This is a genomic window from Microbacterium sp. NPDC055502 (assembly GCF_053643635.1).
Window position 1 is genome coordinate 350,015 of record NZ_JBSHKJ010000001.1, and the last position, 14,364, is coordinate 364,378.

The following is a 14,364-nucleotide window of genomic DNA, read 5'->3' on the forward strand; positions in this document are numbered from 1 at the left end:
AGTAGGGTCGGCTCGTGGCCTCCTTCGCCCCCCTCCAGCGGCTCGTCATCGCGATCGCGGTGCTCGCGTCCTTCGTGACCTTCCTCGACGGCACGGTGGTGAACGTCGCGCTGCCCGCCATCAGCCGTGAGCTCGGCGGCGGCATCACCACGCAGCAGTGGGTGGTCGACGCCTACCTCATCACCCTGAGCGCGCTGATCCTGCTGGCGGGGTCGCTGTCCGACGCGTATGGCCGGGTGGTGGTCATGCGTATCGGCCTGATCGCGTTCGGCATCGCCTCGATCGCGGTCGCCGCGGCGGTCGACCCGCTCATGCTGATCGTCGCCCGCGCGGCCCAGGGAGCGGCGGGCGCCCTGCTCGTGCCGAGTTCCCTGGCACTGATCACGGCCACGATGCGCGGCGACGTGCAGGCGAGGGCCATCGGCGTCTGGACGGCCTTCACGACCGCGGCGCAGCTCGTCGGGCCGCTGCTGGGCGGGCTGTTCGTCGACTTCCTGTCGTGGCGGTTCGTGTTCCTCATCAACGTGCTGCCCATCGGCGTGACGCTGCTGCTGCTGGCTCGACTCCAGCTGCCCGAGCGGCCCCGCGGCGTCGGGGTGGACTGGTGGAGCGGTGCGCTGTGCGCCGTGGGACTCGGTGCGGTCGTGTTCGCCCTGATCGAGCAGCCGAATCTCGGATGGGCCTCGCCCGCGATCTGGATCCCCGCGGTCGCGGGCGCCGCCCTGTTCGCCGCGTTCCTGCTGCGCCAGCGCCGCTCGGCCGCCCCGCTCATGCCGCTGTGGCTGTTCCGCGTGCGCGACTTCGGCTGGGGCAACCTCGCGACGCTGTTCGTGTACGCCGCGCTCTCGCTCAACGGCTTCGTGGTCGGGGTGTACCTGCAGCAGGGCGCCGGGCTCAGTGCCACCGCCGCGGGTCTCGCGAGCCTGCCGATGACGATCCTCATGATCCTGGTGAGCTCGCGCGCGGGAGGGTGGGCGGGGCGCTGGGGTCCGCGCATCTTCATGACGATCGGTCCGCTGATCATGGCGGCCGGTGCGCTGATGCTGCTGACCGTGTCCGCCGAGTTCGACTACTGGTGGCAGGTGCTTCCCGCCATGGTCGTGATGGGGCTGGGCCTCTCGCTCACGGTCGCTCCGCTGACGGCCGCGATCCTCGGCGCGATCGACGAGAACCACTCGGGCATCGCCTCGGCCGTGAACAACGCGGTCTCGCGCGTGGCCGGGCTCCTGGTGGTGGCGATGCTGTCGACGATCGTCGGCGGCGCCCTCGACCTCGACGGTTTCCACAGCGCCGCCTGGGTCACGGCCGCGCTCCTGGTGCTGGGCGGCGTGGTGTCGTGGATCGGCATCCGTCGCAACCCGTCCGAAGACCCGACGGCCTCCGCGGAGGGCGCCCCGGCTCCGGCCCCGCCCGTGCCCGGTCGCGGCTGAGAGCACGAGACGTCCGCGCGCAGGAGCGCGGTCGCTGCATGCCTCCCCGACGGCTCGGCGTCAAGTCCCTGGCTCCGTTCGCGCGCTCGCGCGATGATGCCGGTGATCGATCCGATGGGAGCCCCTCCACATGACCGTCTCCACCCTCGACCCCGACACCGCCGTCGGATTCTCCCCGCGCGGCCCGCTGTCGGCCGCCGTGCTGTCCTGCCTCGTCCACGGCGACGACAGCGTCGACCTGCCGGAGCTCGCGGCGACCGCCGTGGCCGAGACCACCGACGTCGTCCGCGACGACGACATCCAGCTCGCCCTGTTCGTGCTGTACGCGTCGTCGTACGGATCGCTTCCCGCGCTCGACGCATCGCGGGAGTGGGACGCGGGCGTCATCACCGCCCGCCGCCTCCTGGAAGACGCGTTCGAGGCGGCCCTGCGCGAGACCGTGCCGGTGCCGGAGCTGCCCGAGCCGACGGTCGACGCGGTGGGCCGGGCCCTGTTCGCGCTCGCCGCCGCCGACGCCGGACCGAGCGTGGCGCGCTACATCGCCAAGAAGGCCACGCGGGAGCAGGCGGAGGAGTCGCTGATCCTCCGCTCGATCTACACGCTGCGCGAAGCCGACCCGCACTCGTGGGCGATCCCGCGTCTGACCGGCCGGGCGAAGGCGGCCCTCGTCGAGATCCAGTCGGACGAGTACGGCGGCGGCCGGCCGCAGCGCGTGCACGCGGAGCTGTACGCCAGGGCCATGCGGGCCGCCGACCTCGACGATACGTACGGCGCCTACGTCGACGACGCCCCCGCGATCACGCTCGCCTCGCACAATCTGATGACCCTGTTCGGGCTCAACCGCCGGCTGGTCGGCGCCATCGTCGGGCACCTCGCCGCGTACGAGATGACGTCGTCGATCCCGTGCCGCTTCTACGCGGACGGGCTGCGGCGCCTCGGCTTCACCGACGAGGTGGCCGCCTACTTCGACGAGCACGTGGAGGCCGACGCGGTGCACGAGCAGATCGCCGCGCGCGACCTCGCCGGCAGCCTGGCGGAGGACCGCCCCGAGGTGCTCGGCGACATCGTGTTCGGGGCCGCCGCGTGCCTCACCGTGGACGGCTGGGCGGGACAGCACATGCTCGACGCCTGGGCGGCCGGCGCCTCGGCGCTGCGCGGGCGGGAGTCGTCATGAGCGGGCGCGACGAGCCGGTCACCGTCACCCCCTACCCGGACGGGCCCCTGCTCGTCCGCGGCGACATCGAGTTGCGGTCCGCGGACGGCGCGCTGATCGACCCCGGCCGCCGCACGGTCGCGCTGTGCCGCTGCGGCCTGTCCGCCGTGAAGCCGTTCTGCGACGGCACTCACAAGGCGGCCGGCTTCCGGACCGACGACGAGGGGCCGCGTCAGCCCTCCGGCCAGTAGTAGCTGTCGGGCAGGGCGCGCGCGCCGAAGATCGCCTGCCCGACCCGCACGCACGTCGCCCCCTCCTCGACCGCGATCTCGTAGTCGCCCGACATCCCCATCGACAGCTCCCCGTCGCCGATCAGGTCGGGATCGTCCGCCCTGGCGCGGTCGCGGAACTCGCGCAGCACGCGGAAGCACGCGCGCACCCTGGTCTCGTCCGGGGTGAGGATCGCGAGCGTCATGAGCCCGCGCACCCGCAGCGACGAGTACACCGGCAGTGCCTTCAGGAACCCGGACAGCTCCGCGGGCGGCATGCCGAACTTCGAGTCCTCCGCGGAGGTGTTCACCTGCACGAACACGTCGAGACCGCGACCGGCCGCCTGCAGCCTTCGGTCCAGCGCCTCGGCGACCCGGAGCCGGTCGAGTGCCTGGAACTCGTGCGCGAACGCGGCGACATCGCGCGCCTTGTTGGTCTGCAGGTGTCCGATGATCGCCCACGAGACGTCGAGGTCTTCCGTCTCACGGTGCTTGCGCACGGCCTCCTGCACCTTGTTCTCGCCGAGGAGCCGCAGCCCGGAGTCGATCGCGATGCGCACCCGCTCGGTCGGCACGGTCTTGCTGACCGGCAGCAGCCGCACGCTCGCGGCATCGCGCCCGGCGCGGTCGGCGGCGGCGTCGATGCGCGCGCGGACGGCGGCGACGTTGGCTCGGAAGTCGGCGACGGTGGTGGCCGTGGGGTAGCGGGCGGAGGTGTTCTCCTCGTCGGCTGACTTTGACATAGGCCAAAATCTAACATAGCTTCGAGTCACGCCGCGCGCCCGCCGGCCGTCGCCCTCCCTCCGAAGGAGTCCGCCCATGACCGTGCCCGGCCTGTTCTCCGACACCGCCCTGATCACCCCGCGCCTGCGCACCGAGGTGCCCGGCCCCCGTAGTCGCGCGCTGCACGAGAGGCGCCTGCGCGTCGTGCCCCGCGGCGTCGGCAGCGTGCTGCCGGTCTACATCGAGCACGCCGACGGCCCCTGGGTCACCGACGTCGACGGCAACCGCTTCCTCGACCTGGGCAGCGGCATCGGCGTGACCACGATCGGGCACACGAACCGCGCGGCGGTCACCGCGGCGGCGGATCAGCTCGACCGCGTCACCCACACCCTCTTCACGGTCACCCCCTACGAGGGCTACGTGCACCTCGCGGAGCTGCTCGCCGCGCACACCCCCGGCGACCACGAGAAGCGCACGATGCTCGCGAACTCCGGCGCCGAGGCCGTCGAGAACGCCGTGAAGATCGCCCGCAGGCACACCGGCCGCCGCGCCGTCGCCGCCCTCGATCACGCGTTCCACGGCCGCACGAACCTGGCGCTCGCGATGAACCACCGGGCCGTGCCGTACGGGGCGGGCTTCGGCCCGTTCGCGCCCGATGTGCACCGCGTCCCCAACTCCTACCCGTACCGCGACGGCCTGAGCGGCGCCGAGGCGGCGGCCCGCACGATCGGCTACCTCGAGCAGCGGATCGGCGCGGGCGACCTCGCCGCCGTCATCGCCGAACCCATCCAGGGCGAGGGCGGCTTCGTCGTGCCCGCCGACGGCTACCTGCCCGCGCTGCAGGAGTGGTGCACGCGCCACGGCGTGGTCTTCATCGCCGACGAGATCCAGACCGGCCTGGGCCGCACGGGCACCTGGTTCGCGAGCGAGCACTTCGGCCTCGTGCCCGACCTCGTGCTCACCGCGAAGGGTATCGCGGCCGGACTGCCGCTCGCGGGAGTGACCGGCCGCGCCGAGATCATGGACGCACCGGACCCCGGCGGACTCGGCGGCACGTTCGGCGGCAACCCCGTGTCGATCGCCGCGGCCGTCGCGGTGTTCGACGAGCTCGCGGAGGGCGAGTTCTTCGACGACGCTGACCGCATCGGCGCGCACCTGCGGGCACGGCTGACCGAGCTGGCGTCGCGCCACCGGATCATCGGCGACGTCCGCGGGATCGGGGCGATGCAGGCGTTCGAGCTGAGCGAGCCCGGCACCACGCGGCCCCTCGCGGGTGCCGCGACGGCCATCGCGGAGTTCGCCGCGCAGCGAGGCATCCTGCTCCTCACCGCGGGCAGCGACGGCAACGTCATCCGTTTCCTCCCCACGCTCACCACGACCGACGCGCAGCTCGACACGGCGGTGAGCGTGATCGACGACGCCCTCGCCGCACTCGGCTGACCGCGACTCCCACCCGACCAGGAGACCCATGAGCGCATCGACCCCCACGCGCACCGCCCTCGCTCTGCGCCATGTCGCGTTCGAAGACCTCGGCGTCCTCGCGCCGCTACTGGAGGAGCGCGGCTACCGCGTCCGGTATCACGACGCCGGCGTCGACGAACTCGACCGGGCCGAGGTCGCCTCGGCTGATCTGGTGGTGGTGCTCGGCGGCCCCGTCGGCGTGTACGACGACGACCGCTACCCGTTCCTCGCCCCCACGAAGGACGCCCTGTCGGCACGGCTCGCGGCGGACCGTCCCACGCTCGGGATCTGCCTCGGCGCCCAGGTGCTCGCCGAGGCGCTGGGGGCTCGGGTCGCCCCGACGGGCGGCGTCGAGATCGGGTACGCGCCGGTGGACCTCACGCCGGACGGGCGCACCTCACCGCTGTCGGCGCTGGACGGCGAGCCCGTGCTGCACTGGCACGGTGACGCCTTCGAGATCCCCCCGGGCGCGCGCCACCTCGCCCGCACGCCCGGCTTCCCGCACCAGGCGTTCTCGCGGGGTCGTGCACTCGGGCTGCAGTTCCACGTCGAAGCCGACCACCGCACGATCGAGCGCTGGCTGATCGGCCATGCGCACGAGCTGCACCACCGCGGCATCGACCCCCGCTCGATCCGGAGACAGGCGGCCGCGCACGGCCCCCGACTCGAGCACCGCGCGCGTACGGCGATCGGAACCTGGCTCGACGAGGTCGAGCCCGCGCACTGAGAAGGGGCCGGATCCCCCGCGGATCCGGCCCCTTCCCGTGTCGTCACGCGGCGCGACGCAGCGGCACCGTCGGGAAGTCGATCGGCACGTCGAGCGCGAGGTTCACGTAGTTCGTGAACAGGTTGAGCGCCACCTGGCCGATCGTCTCGACGATCTCCTCGTCGCTCCAGCCCTGGGCGCGCACGGCGTCGACCTCGGCGGAGCTCACCTGCCCGCGCTGCTCGACCACCGCGAGCGCGAAGGTCAGCAGGGCCGCGGTGCGCGGGTCCTCCGAGGTGCCCTCCTGCGCCGCGGCGAGCGCGTCGGCGGAGAGCCCGGCCTTCTTGCCCAGCGCGGTGTGCGCCGCGAGGCAGTAACCGCACGAGTTGCGGTTGGCGACGGCCACCGCGATCTGCTCGCTGAGCGCGGCTCCGAGCGAACCGCCCCCGTAGGCGCCGAACGCGCTCCACATGCTGGTCAGCGCGGCCGGGGAGTTCGCCACGGCCCGGAACATGGCGGGGACGGCGCCGAACGCGGCACCGATCTGGTCGAGCTGGTCCTTGACGGGTCCGGTGGCGGCGTCACGGTCGATGAGAGGGACGTTGGGCACGGGATGCTCCTTTGTTCGATCGGGCCGGGTGTCGACCCGCCCTCAGTCTTCTCGAATCCTCCGGACGATACGCATCATCCGATCTTGCATTCACCGCAGATCGTCCAGAGAATGGAGAGGTGCCACCCCTCGACCGCCTCACACCCCTGCTCGATCGGTTCCGCGTGCGCACGCGGCTCTTCCACACCGGGCCCCTGTGCGGCACCACGGAGTTCGCGGCGAGCCGAGGACAGGGGTTCCTGCACGTGCTGCGCCGCGGCGAACTGGAGCTGACGTATCCGCGCGTCGACGGCGGCCGTGCGCGCGAGCGCATCACCCGCCCGAGCCTGCTGTTCTTCCCCCGCCCGCTCGACCATACGTTCCTCAACGCCCCGACCGCGGAATCCGACTTCGCGTGCGCCACGATCGACGTCGACGGCGGTGCCACCCACCCCCTCGTCCGCACGCTGCCGCCCGTGATCGTGCTGCCCCTCGACGAGGTCGCCACCCTCTCCCCCGCGCTCGACCTGCTGTTCGCCGAGGTCGACAACGTCCGCTGCGGTCGCCCGCTGCTCGCCGACCGCCTCTTCGAGGTCGTGCTGATCCAACTGCTGCGGTGGATGCTCGACCACCCCGACGGCCTCGCCCTGCCGCCCGGGCTGCTGCCGGGCCTCGCCGACGAGCGGCTCGCCCCCGCCCTGGTCGCGATGCACGAGGCCCCCGGAGAGGCCTGGACGCTGGAGGCCCTCGCCCGCCGCGCCGCCCTGTCGCGCAGCGCCTTCGCGGCCCGCTTCAAAGAGGTCGTCGGCCGGGCGCCGGGCGACTACCTCACCGAGTGGCGGCTCACGATCGCGCAGGAACAGCTCCGCGCGGGCATGACGGTCAGCGCGGTCGCCGCGGAGCTCGGCTACGCGAGCGCCTCCGCGTTCTCCCGGGTGTTCACGCAGCGTCTCGGCCACTCGCCGCGTGCGTGGCTGGGTCTCGCCGCGTAGCCTCAGCCGCCCGCCGACATCGTGGCGGTGAGCCCGGAGACGACGCGGTCGAGCTCGCCGTCCGTGAGCGAGGGATGCACGGGGATCGACAGCACCTCGGCCGCGGCCCGCTCGGTCTCCGGCAGCTCCACGCCCTGCGCGTAGCGCGTGAGAGACGGCAGTCGGTGGTTCGGGATCGGGTAGTACACACCCGTGCCCACGCCGTGCTCCTCGCGCAGCGCCTCCCGCACGCGGTCGCGCTCCCCGTCCGCGATGCGCACGGTGTACTGGTGGTACACGTGCTCCGCCCCCTCCGCGACCCGCGGCACGGTGAGCCCGTCGATGCCGTCGAGCGCGGCATCGAGCACGGCCGCGTTGCGCTGCCGCTGCGCCGTCCACGCCGCGACCTTGCGCAGCTGCACCCGGCCCACCGCCGCGTGCACCTCGCTCATGCGGTTGTTGTAGCCGACGATCTCGTTGGCGTACTGCGTCTCCATGCCCTGATTGCGCAGAAGCCGCACACGGCGGGCGATGCCCTCGTCCGCACAGGCGACCATGCCGCCCTCGATCGCCGTCATGTTCTTCGTGGGGTACAGGCTGAACATCGCGAACGACCCGATCGTGCCGGCAGGGCGACCCCGCCACGACGCGCCGTGCGCCTGCGCGGCGTCTTCGAAGATCGCGAGGCCGTGCGCCGCGGCGACCTCTTCGATCCCATCGACCAGGAACGGGTGGCCGTACAGATGCACCGGCATGACGCCCTTCGTGCGCGGAGTGACGAGTGCGCGCACGTGCTCCGGGTCGAGGGTGAAGTGCACGGGCTCGATGTCGGCGAACACCGGGGTGGCGCCGGCGAGCACGACCGAGTTCGCGACGGCGGCGAACGTGAACGACGGCACGATCACCTCATCCCCCGGCCCGACGCCCGCCGCGATCAGTCCCAGCAGCTGCCCGCTCGTCCCGGAGTTCACGGCCACGGTCGTGCGCCCGCGGAGGAACTGGGCGGCGAACTCCTCCTCGAACGCCGCGACCTCGGCGCCCTGCGCGAGCATGCCGCTGCGCAGCACCCGCTCGACCGCAGCCACCTCCTCATCGCCGATCAGGGGTTTCGCGGCGGGGATGAGCTGGTCGTGCATGGCGGTGTCCTTCGTCGTCTGGTCGGCTCGGGCGAGCCGGTCTGGAGGTGGAGGCAGGAATCGAACCTGCGTACACGGTCTTGCGGACCGCGACCTGGCCACTCGGTCACTCCACCGGGTCTCTACGGCGTCAGCTCCCCGGCGGAGAGTAGCCCTGGAGGAACCCGCCGAAGCGCCGCAGTGCATCCACCAGCACCGGCGCCTCCGGCAGGAACGCGATCCGCAGGTGGTCGGGCCGCGGCCAGTGGAACCCGCGGCCGTGCGCCAGGAGGATCCCTTCCGCGTCGAGCAGGTCGAGCACCAGACGCTCGTCGTCGAGCACCGGGTAGCGCGCGGGGTCCAGCCGCGGGAAGAGGTAGAGCCCGCCGCCCGCCTCCGTCACCTCGACACCGGGGATCGCCCGCAACGCGGCGGTGGCGGCGTCGCGCTGCACCGTGAGCCTGCCGTCGGCGGCGACCAGGGCGTCGAGCGAGGTGTCGTGCTCCAGCGCCGCGGTGATCGCGTGCTGCGCCGGCACGGAGGCGCACATGCGCAGCGAGGCCAGCAGCCGCAGTCCGGACAGGAACGGGTCGTCGGGCGCGAAGCCGCAGGTCACCGCCCACGCGGCGCGGTACCCGGCGATGCGATGGGTCTTGGACAGTCCCGCGAACGTCACGCACGGCTGATCCGACGCGACCGCCGCCATCGACAGGTGCGCGTGCCCGGGATAGACGACCCGGTCGTAGATCTCGTCGGACAGCAGCAGGAGCCCGTGCCGTCGCGCCAGCTCGGCGATGCCCTCCAGCGTGCGCCGGTCGTACACCGCCCCCGTGGGGTTGTTCGGGGTGATGACCACGATGGCCACCGTGCGCGGGCCGATCAGCGCGGCCATCGCGTCGAGGTCGGGCAGCCAGCCCTCCTCCTCGACGCAGGGGTAGTGCACCGCGGTGCCACCGGCGAGCACCGTGGACGCCGTCCACAGCGGGTAGTCCGGACTCGGTACGAGCACCTCGTCACCGGGTTCGAGCAGCGCCTGCAGCACGAGGCCGACCAGCTCGGAGACGCCGTTGCCCACCGTGACGTCGTCGAGGTCCACCCGCGGGAAGCCCGTGCGCCGGGCGTAGTGCGCCGCGATCGCCTCCCTGGTCTCGACCAGGCCGAGCGACTCGGAGTATCCGTGCGCGTGCGGCAGGGCGGCCCGCAGCGCCTCCACGATCACCGTCGGCACCTCGAACCCGAAGGGCGCGGGGTTGCCGATGTTGAGCCGCAGGATCTCCTCGCCGCGGGCCTCGAGCTCCGCGGCCCGCGCGGCCACCGTGCCGCGCAGGTCGTACTGCACGCCGTCGAGCCGCGACGAGCGCCCGACGCGCAGCACCCCGGTCATCCCGCGGACTCCCGCCCCGCGACCGTGACGACCGCCGCGACATCGTCGGCCAGGCGCTGCAGGTCGTCGTCGTCAAGGTCGTGCACCGTGAGGCGGAGGTGGCGGGCGCCCGGCCCCCCGTGCTCGAGCGCGAAGTCTGCTCCCGAGCGCACGAGCCAGCCGCGCGCGGCGAGACGCTCGGCCGCGCGCGCGGCATCGTCGTGCGCGTCGAGCCACACGTTGAGCCCGGCCCCGTCGTCGGCCGCGATCCCGCGCTCGCGCAGCAGTGCGACGAAGTCGGCGTGGCGGGCGGCGTAGTGCGCGCCGGCTCTGGCGATCTGCTCCCGCACATCGGCATCGCGCAGCATGCCGGCGGCGAGACGCTGCATCACGTGACTGACCCACATCGTGCCGGGGCTCAGTCGCAGGGCCAGGCGTCCGGCCGTGACCGGGTCGGACGCCGTGACAGCGAGACGCAGGTCGGGTCCGAGGAACTTCGACACCGAACGGACCAGGGCCCAGCGCGCATGGGTGGGCGCGATGATGCTGGCGTAGGGCGTGGGGGCGAGCAGCGAGAAGTGGTCGTCCTCGATCAGCAGCACGTGCGGGTAGGGGGCGAGCACGGCGCGCAGTTCGGCCGCGCGCGCGGGGGTGATGCTCGCGCCCGTCGGGTTGTGGGCGCGGGGCGTGCAGACGATCGCGCGCACCCCGCTGTCGAGGGCCGCGCGCACGCCGTCGACCGTCATCCCCTCGGCGTCGACCGGGATGGCGACGGGGGCGTACCCCGCGAGCCGCGCGGTCTGGATGCTGGAGAGGAAGCACGGGTCCTCCAGCCCGACGCGGTCACCCTGCACGAGCGTCTGGGCGAGGAGCCGCTCGACCGCGTCGACCGCCCCCGCCGTGACCGAGAGCCGGAACGGGCGCGGGTGGTCTTCGGCGATCCACGTGGTCGCCCATTCGGCGAGCTCGGGGTCGATGACGGACTCGCCGTACAGCACGTGCTCCGGGCGCACGGTCGCGAACGCCGCGGCGAGGTCGGGCAGCAGCGCCGCCTGCGGGTTGCCGCTGCCGATGTCGCGCAGCACGGTGCCCGGCGTGAAACCCTCGTCGGGACCGGTCCCCGGGCCGAGCACGGTGGTGCCGGTGCGCCCGCCGGTGGCCGCGATGCGCGCGACGACGAGGGCCCGGTAGGCCGCCAGCACCGTGTTGCGGTTGACGCCGAGGCGCTCGGCGAGGGTGCGCACGGGAGGCAGCTGGTCGCCGGCGGTGAGGGCGCCGCGCTCGACGAGGTCGCGGATGCTGTCGGAGATCTCAGCGGCGGTCGACCCGGCGATCCGGTCGTGGAGGGGATCGCGCGAGTCTTCCGAGGCCATGCCTCGACCGTAGGCCAGATATTGACCTATGTCAAAGTCGGGCTAAGGGCGGTCGTCCACCTCCACGCCGTCCTCCCGCTCCTCCTCACCAAGGTCGGTGACGTCGACCTCCGGGGCGTCGCCCTCGCCGTTGTTCGCCGTCGGCGGTTCACCGTGGAACCCGGTCGTCTCGTCGCGTCGCTGATCGGACATGTCTCCTCCTCGGGGTCGGATGTCCCAGCATCGGCCGACCGGACCTGCGCGCACCAGCACCTTGACAGGACGCGCGAGCGTGCGGCACCCGCGCAGGTGGAGCCCAGGGAGGGGCGATACCGTGCAGGGGACCCCCGCACGATCACCGCGATCCCCCGACAGAGGACACGATGACCCACGGCACCCTCGCCCTCGCCGCCCCCCAGTCCGGATACGAGGGCTTCATCGGCTGGGTCCTCAGCCTGATCGAGTCGCTCGGCGAGATTGGCGTCGGGCTGGCCGTGCTCATCGAGACCTTCGTGCCGCCGATCCCCTCGGAGGCGATCCTCCCCGCCGCCGGCTTCCTCGCGTACGACGGACGTATGAGCGCCTGGGGCGCCTGGGCGGCCGCCACGATCGGCGGTCTCGTCGGGGCCTGGATCTGGTACGCGATCGGTGCCGCGATCGGCCGGGACCGCACACGACGCCTCGTCGGTCGCATCCCCCTGCTCGACCACGACGACTTCGACAAGGCGGAGGCGTTCTTCCAGCGGTGGGGTGGCCGCGCGGTGCTGCTCGGCCGGTGCATGCCGCTAGTGCGCTCCTTCATCTCCATCCCGGCCGGCATCGAGCGCATGGCCCTGTGGCGCTTCACGCTCTACACCACCATCGGGTCGGCGGTGTGGAACGGCATCTGGATCGGCCTGGGCTTCGCGTTCGGCCCCGCGATCCGCCCGATCCTGGAGCAGTGGAGCGGCCTGCTCTCCGACATCGCGGTCGGCGCCATCGTTCTGCTGCTCGTGGTCTTCATCGCGCTGCGCATCCGGCGGCGGATGCGCGAGGCGGCCGCGCGGCGCGAGCAGGAGGAGGGGCCGGCCTGACGCCGACCCCTCCCGCCGTCAGTTCCCGGAGCGCACGCCCTCGAGCGACGGGTAGTCCACGTACCCCTCGGCCGCGGAGCCGTAGAAGAGCTCGGGACGCGGCTCGTTCAGCTCCGCGCGGGTGCGCCAGCGCTCCACCAGGTCGGGGTTCGCGATCACCGGGCGGCCCGCCGCGACCGCGTCGGCCCACCCCTCCGCCACCAGCTCCTCCGCGGACTCCCGCGTGGTGGGCACGCCGAAGCCCGTGTTGACGATCAGCGGCGCGCCCGCCACCCGGCGGAGGTGCTGCACGAGGTCGCCCGACGGCTCGGCGTGGAGCACGTCGAGGAACGCGAGGCCGAGCGGCGCGAGCCCCTCGGCGACCGCGGTGTATGTGGCCCGCACGTCATCCGCGTCGTCTTCCAGAACACCCTGGATGCCGTGCTGCGGCGACAGGCGGATACCCGTGCGGTCCGCGCCGGCCGCGGCCGCGACGGCCGCCGTGACCTCGATCGCGAAGCGCGCGCGGTTCTCGGGCGACCCGCCGTAGCGGTCGTCGCGCACGTTCGACACCGGCGACAGGAACTCGTGCACCAGGTAGCCGTTCGCGCCGTGCACCTCGACCCCGTCGAAGCCCGCGGCGACCGCGTTGCGCGCGGCCTGCGCGAACTGCTCCACGACCACGGGGATCTCGTCGAGCGTGAGCGCGTGCGCGACGGGAAGGTCGCGCTTCCCCTCCGGCGTCCGGGTCTGGCCGGGGGCGGCGAGGGCGCTCGGCCCCACGACGCGCGGCTCACCCGAGATGGCGGGGTGCCCGACGCGTCCGCCGTGCATGAGCTGCATCACGATCGTGCCGCCGGCCGCGTGGACGGCGTCGGTGATGCGACGCCACCCCTCGATCTGGGCGGGGGTGACGATGCCCGGCTGACCCGGGTAGGACATGCCCTCACGGGCGGGCCAGGTGCCCTCGGAGACGATGAGGCCCTGCCCGGCCCGCTGGCGGTAGTACTCCTCCATGACCGGCGTCGGCACGCCGTCGGCGCCGGCGCGGGTGCGCGTGAGGGGCGCCATGACGACGCGGTTGGACAGCGGCAGGGCGCCGAGGAGGGCGGGGTCGTAAAGAGTCACAGTGGGGACCAATCCCCGCAGCGCCCGCGGTATTCCCGCTCAGCCGCCGCCGAGGTCGGCCAGCAGGGTCGCGAAGTGGTCGAGATCGGCGGTCGACCACTTCCGCAGTCGTTCGCCGATCCGCCCCTCGTAGCGGGAACGCGCGAGTGCCACCCGCTCCTGCGCGAGGGGCGTCGCCACGAGCCGACGGGCACGGCGGTCCTCCGGGTCGGGGATGCTCTCGACGAGTCCGAGCTGTTCGAGCTGCCGCACCTGCCGGCTGACGGCGGACTTGTCGGTCTGGAGCCGCTCGATGAGGGCACCGGCCGTCGCCGCCTTGCCCGACAGGATCGAGGTGAGCACCTGATAGCCGAGCGGCTGCAGCTCGGGATGCACCGTCACCGCGGCCTCGCGCCAGGCGACGCGGATGCGGGCGATCAGTCGCCCGAGCTCGTGCTCGACGCGCACCACGGCGGCGTGATCGACGTCGATCTCCGACGACGCGGAGGTGTCGACGGCGCCCTCGCCGGGGGCGGGGTCGGACGGGGCACTCATGCCGCCAGTGTACGGCGAAGCCCCGCCACCTCCGGGGTGGCGGGGCTTCGGGCGGGCGGCGTCACACCTCCGACAGCAGCCGGAAGGCCTTGGACGCGGCCTCGATCTCGCGCGGCGTGAGCTGGTCGATCACGGCCCGCAGCCGGGTGCCGTACTCGCGACGGACCTCGGCGAGCGCGGTGCACGCCCCCGGGGTCGCGGTCAGCACCCGCAGCCTGCCGTCACGCTCGTCGGGATGGGAGTCCAGCAGCCCCAGCTCCTCGAGCATCCGCACCTGGCGGCTGACGACCGACTTGTCCATGTCGAAGCGCTCGGCGAGCTCGTGCGCATTGGCCGACCCGGCCCTGTCGATGAACGTGAGCAGCTTGTACCCCGCCACCGGGAGCTCCGGGTGGACCCGGGCTGCGGATTCCTTCCACAGCGACCGGGTCCGCGCGAAGATCAGGTTGAGGTGCGCCTGCAGGTCGCTGAGCGCCGTGTCGACGTCGGCAGTGCCGACCGCGTCGGGGGCGATCATC

Annotated in this window: 16 protein-coding genes and 1 tRNA gene; 7 read left to right on the forward strand and 10 right to left on the reverse strand. The window is 73.0% G+C overall.

Annotation, left to right across the window (positions count from 1 at the left end):
• Positions 1-14: 14 nt before the first annotated feature.
• The 3 genes from ACWH95_RS01825 to ACWH95_RS01835 all read left to right on the forward strand — a co-directional run bounded on the left by ACWH95_RS01825 (position 15) and on the right by ACWH95_RS01835 (position 2,834).
• Positions 15-1,430: an MFS transporter gene (locus tag ACWH95_RS01825; protein WP_454120047.1), complete on the forward strand. Its 1,416-nt coding sequence runs from the start codon at positions 15-17 to the stop codon at positions 1,428-1,430.
• A 130-nt stretch (positions 1,431-1,560) separates the two neighbouring features.
• Complete coding sequence (locus ACWH95_RS01830; RefSeq protein WP_454120048.1) at positions 1,561-2,604, forward strand: iron-containing redox enzyme family protein; 1,044 nt, start codon at positions 1,561-1,563, stop codon at positions 2,602-2,604.
• Positions 2,601-2,834 carry a CDGSH iron-sulfur domain-containing protein gene (locus tag ACWH95_RS01835; protein ID WP_136034818.1) on the forward strand — a complete coding sequence of 78 codons (234 nt, stop codon included), beginning with the start codon at positions 2,601-2,603 and terminating at the stop codon, positions 2,832-2,834. Before ACWH95_RS01830 ends, ACWH95_RS01835 begins: the two co-directional genes overlap by 4 nt.
• Here the strand turns inward: ACWH95_RS01835 and ACWH95_RS01840 are convergent.
• Complete coding sequence (locus ACWH95_RS01840) at positions 2,816-3,595, reverse strand: YggS family pyridoxal phosphate-dependent enzyme (protein WP_454120049.1); 780 nt, start codon at positions 3,593-3,595, stop codon at positions 2,816-2,818. The genes ACWH95_RS01835 and ACWH95_RS01840 overlap by 19 nt on opposite strands.
• A gap of 76 nt (positions 3,596-3,671) precedes the next feature.
• Between ACWH95_RS01840 and gabT the strand changes: the two genes are divergently transcribed.
• Together gabT and ACWH95_RS01850 are read left to right on the forward strand one after the other, a co-directional pair.
• The gene (gabT, locus tag ACWH95_RS01845; protein WP_136044788.1) at positions 3,672-5,015 is read left to right on the forward strand and encodes a 4-aminobutyrate--2-oxoglutarate transaminase; all 1,344 of its coding nucleotides are present in this window, start codon (positions 3,672-3,674) and stop codon (positions 5,013-5,015) included.
• Positions 5,016-5,043: 28 nt separating this feature from the next.
• On the forward strand, positions 5,044-5,763 hold the full coding sequence (locus tag ACWH95_RS01850) for a glutamine amidotransferase (protein ID WP_454120050.1): 720 nt from the start codon (positions 5,044-5,046) through the stop codon (positions 5,761-5,763).
• A 43-nt stretch (positions 5,764-5,806) separates the two neighbouring features.
• Here the strand turns inward: ACWH95_RS01850 and ACWH95_RS01855 are convergent, their stop codons facing one another.
• The gene (locus ACWH95_RS01855) at positions 5,807-6,352 is read right to left on the reverse strand and encodes a carboxymuconolactone decarboxylase family protein (protein ID WP_136034809.1); all 546 of its coding nucleotides are present in this window, start codon (positions 6,350-6,352) and stop codon (positions 5,807-5,809) included.
• Between the two features lie 119 nt (positions 6,353-6,471).
• On the opposite strand from ACWH95_RS01855, the gene ACWH95_RS01860 reads away from it, so the two are divergent.
• On the forward strand, positions 6,472-7,323 hold the full coding sequence (locus ACWH95_RS01860; RefSeq protein ID WP_136034807.1) for an AraC family transcriptional regulator: 852 nt from the start codon (positions 6,472-6,474) through the stop codon (positions 7,321-7,323).
• A gap of 2 nt (positions 7,324-7,325) precedes the next feature.
• On the opposite strand, the gene ACWH95_RS01865 is transcribed toward ACWH95_RS01860, so the two are convergent.
• From ACWH95_RS01865 to ACWH95_RS01885, 5 genes are all read right to left on the reverse strand, one after another.
• The gene (locus tag ACWH95_RS01865) at positions 7,326-8,438 is read right to left on the reverse strand and encodes a DegT/DnrJ/EryC1/StrS family aminotransferase (RefSeq protein WP_206252763.1); all 1,113 of its coding nucleotides are present in this window, start codon (positions 8,436-8,438) and stop codon (positions 7,326-7,328) included.
• A 42-nt stretch (positions 8,439-8,480) separates the two neighbouring features.
• Positions 8,481-8,554 (reverse strand) — tRNA-Cys (locus ACWH95_RS01870).
• Between the two features lie 14 nt (positions 8,555-8,568).
• Complete coding sequence (locus ACWH95_RS01875; protein ID WP_454120051.1) at positions 8,569-9,801, reverse strand: aminotransferase class I/II-fold pyridoxal phosphate-dependent enzyme; 1,233 nt, start codon at positions 9,799-9,801, stop codon at positions 8,569-8,571.
• Complete coding sequence (locus tag ACWH95_RS01880) at positions 9,798-11,153, reverse strand: aminotransferase class I/II-fold pyridoxal phosphate-dependent enzyme (protein ID WP_454120052.1); 1,356 nt, start codon at positions 11,151-11,153, stop codon at positions 9,798-9,800. The genes ACWH95_RS01875 and ACWH95_RS01880 overlap by 4 nt, the downstream gene beginning before the upstream one ends.
• Positions 11,154-11,195: 42 nt before the next feature.
• Positions 11,196-11,345 (reverse strand): hypothetical protein, encoded by a 150-nt coding sequence (locus tag ACWH95_RS01885; protein ID WP_168387185.1) that lies wholly within the window; start codon positions 11,343-11,345, stop codon positions 11,196-11,198.
• A gap of 170 nt (positions 11,346-11,515) precedes the next feature.
• On the opposite strand from ACWH95_RS01885, the gene ACWH95_RS01890 reads away from it, so the two are divergent.
• Entirely contained in the window at positions 11,516-12,205 is a 690-nt protein-coding gene (locus tag ACWH95_RS01890) for a DedA family protein (RefSeq protein WP_454120053.1), read from the forward strand.
• Between the two features lie 18 nt (positions 12,206-12,223).
• On the opposite strand, the gene ACWH95_RS01895 is transcribed toward ACWH95_RS01890, so the two are convergent.
• From ACWH95_RS01895 to ACWH95_RS01905, 3 genes are all read right to left on the reverse strand, one after another.
• Positions 12,224-13,312, reverse strand: coding sequence for an alkene reductase (locus tag ACWH95_RS01895; protein ID WP_454120054.1), 1,089 nt, complete (start codon positions 13,310-13,312; stop codon positions 12,224-12,226).
• A 39-nt stretch (positions 13,313-13,351) separates the two neighbouring features.
• A complete protein-coding gene (locus ACWH95_RS01900) occupies positions 13,352-13,846 on the reverse strand; it encodes a MarR family winged helix-turn-helix transcriptional regulator (protein ID WP_136036657.1) in 495 nt (164 codons plus the stop codon).
• A 61-nt stretch (positions 13,847-13,907) separates the two neighbouring features.
• Positions 13,908-14,363, reverse strand: coding sequence for a MarR family winged helix-turn-helix transcriptional regulator (locus tag ACWH95_RS01905; protein WP_136034793.1), 456 nt, complete (start codon positions 14,361-14,363; stop codon positions 13,908-13,910).
• Between the last annotated feature and the right edge of the window lies 1 nt (position 14,364).

Coding starts and splice junctions, on each gene's coding strand:
- gabT (WP_136044788.1), top strand. CDS start 3,672: ATGACCGTGCCCGGCCTGTTCTCCGACACCGCCCTGATCACCCCGCGC.
- ACWH95_RS01900 (WP_136036657.1), bottom strand. CDS start 13,846: ATGAGTGCCCCGTCCGACCCCGCCCCCGGCGAGGGCGCCGTCGACACC.
- ACWH95_RS01890 (WP_454120053.1), top strand. CDS start 11,516: ATGACCCACGGCACCCTCGCCCTCGCCGCCCCCCAGTCCGGATACGAG.
- ACWH95_RS01880 (WP_454120052.1), bottom strand. CDS start 11,153: ATGGCCTCGGAAGACTCGCGCGATCCCCTCCACGACCGGATCGCCGGG.
- ACWH95_RS01875 (WP_454120051.1), bottom strand. CDS start 9,801: ATGACCGGGGTGCTGCGCGTCGGGCGCTCGTCGCGGCTCGACGGCGTG.
- ACWH95_RS01850 (WP_454120050.1), top strand. CDS start 5,044: ATGAGCGCATCGACCCCCACGCGCACCGCCCTCGCTCTGCGCCATGTC.
- ACWH95_RS01865 (WP_206252763.1), bottom strand. CDS start 8,438: ATGCACGACCAGCTCATCCCCGCCGCGAAACCCCTGATCGGCGATGAG.
- ACWH95_RS01830 (WP_454120048.1), top strand. CDS start 1,561: ATGACCGTCTCCACCCTCGACCCCGACACCGCCGTCGGATTCTCCCCG.
- ACWH95_RS01835 (WP_136034818.1), top strand. CDS start 2,601: ATGAGCGGGCGCGACGAGCCGGTCACCGTCACCCCCTACCCGGACGGG.
- ACWH95_RS01905 (WP_136034793.1), bottom strand. CDS start 14,363: ATGATCGCCCCCGACGCGGTCGGCACTGCCGACGTCGACACGGCGCTC.
- ACWH95_RS01885 (WP_168387185.1), bottom strand. CDS start 11,345: ATGTCCGATCAGCGACGCGACGAGACGACCGGGTTCCACGGTGAACCG.
- ACWH95_RS01840 (WP_454120049.1), bottom strand. CDS start 3,595: ATGTCAAAGTCAGCCGACGAGGAGAACACCTCCGCCCGCTACCCCACG.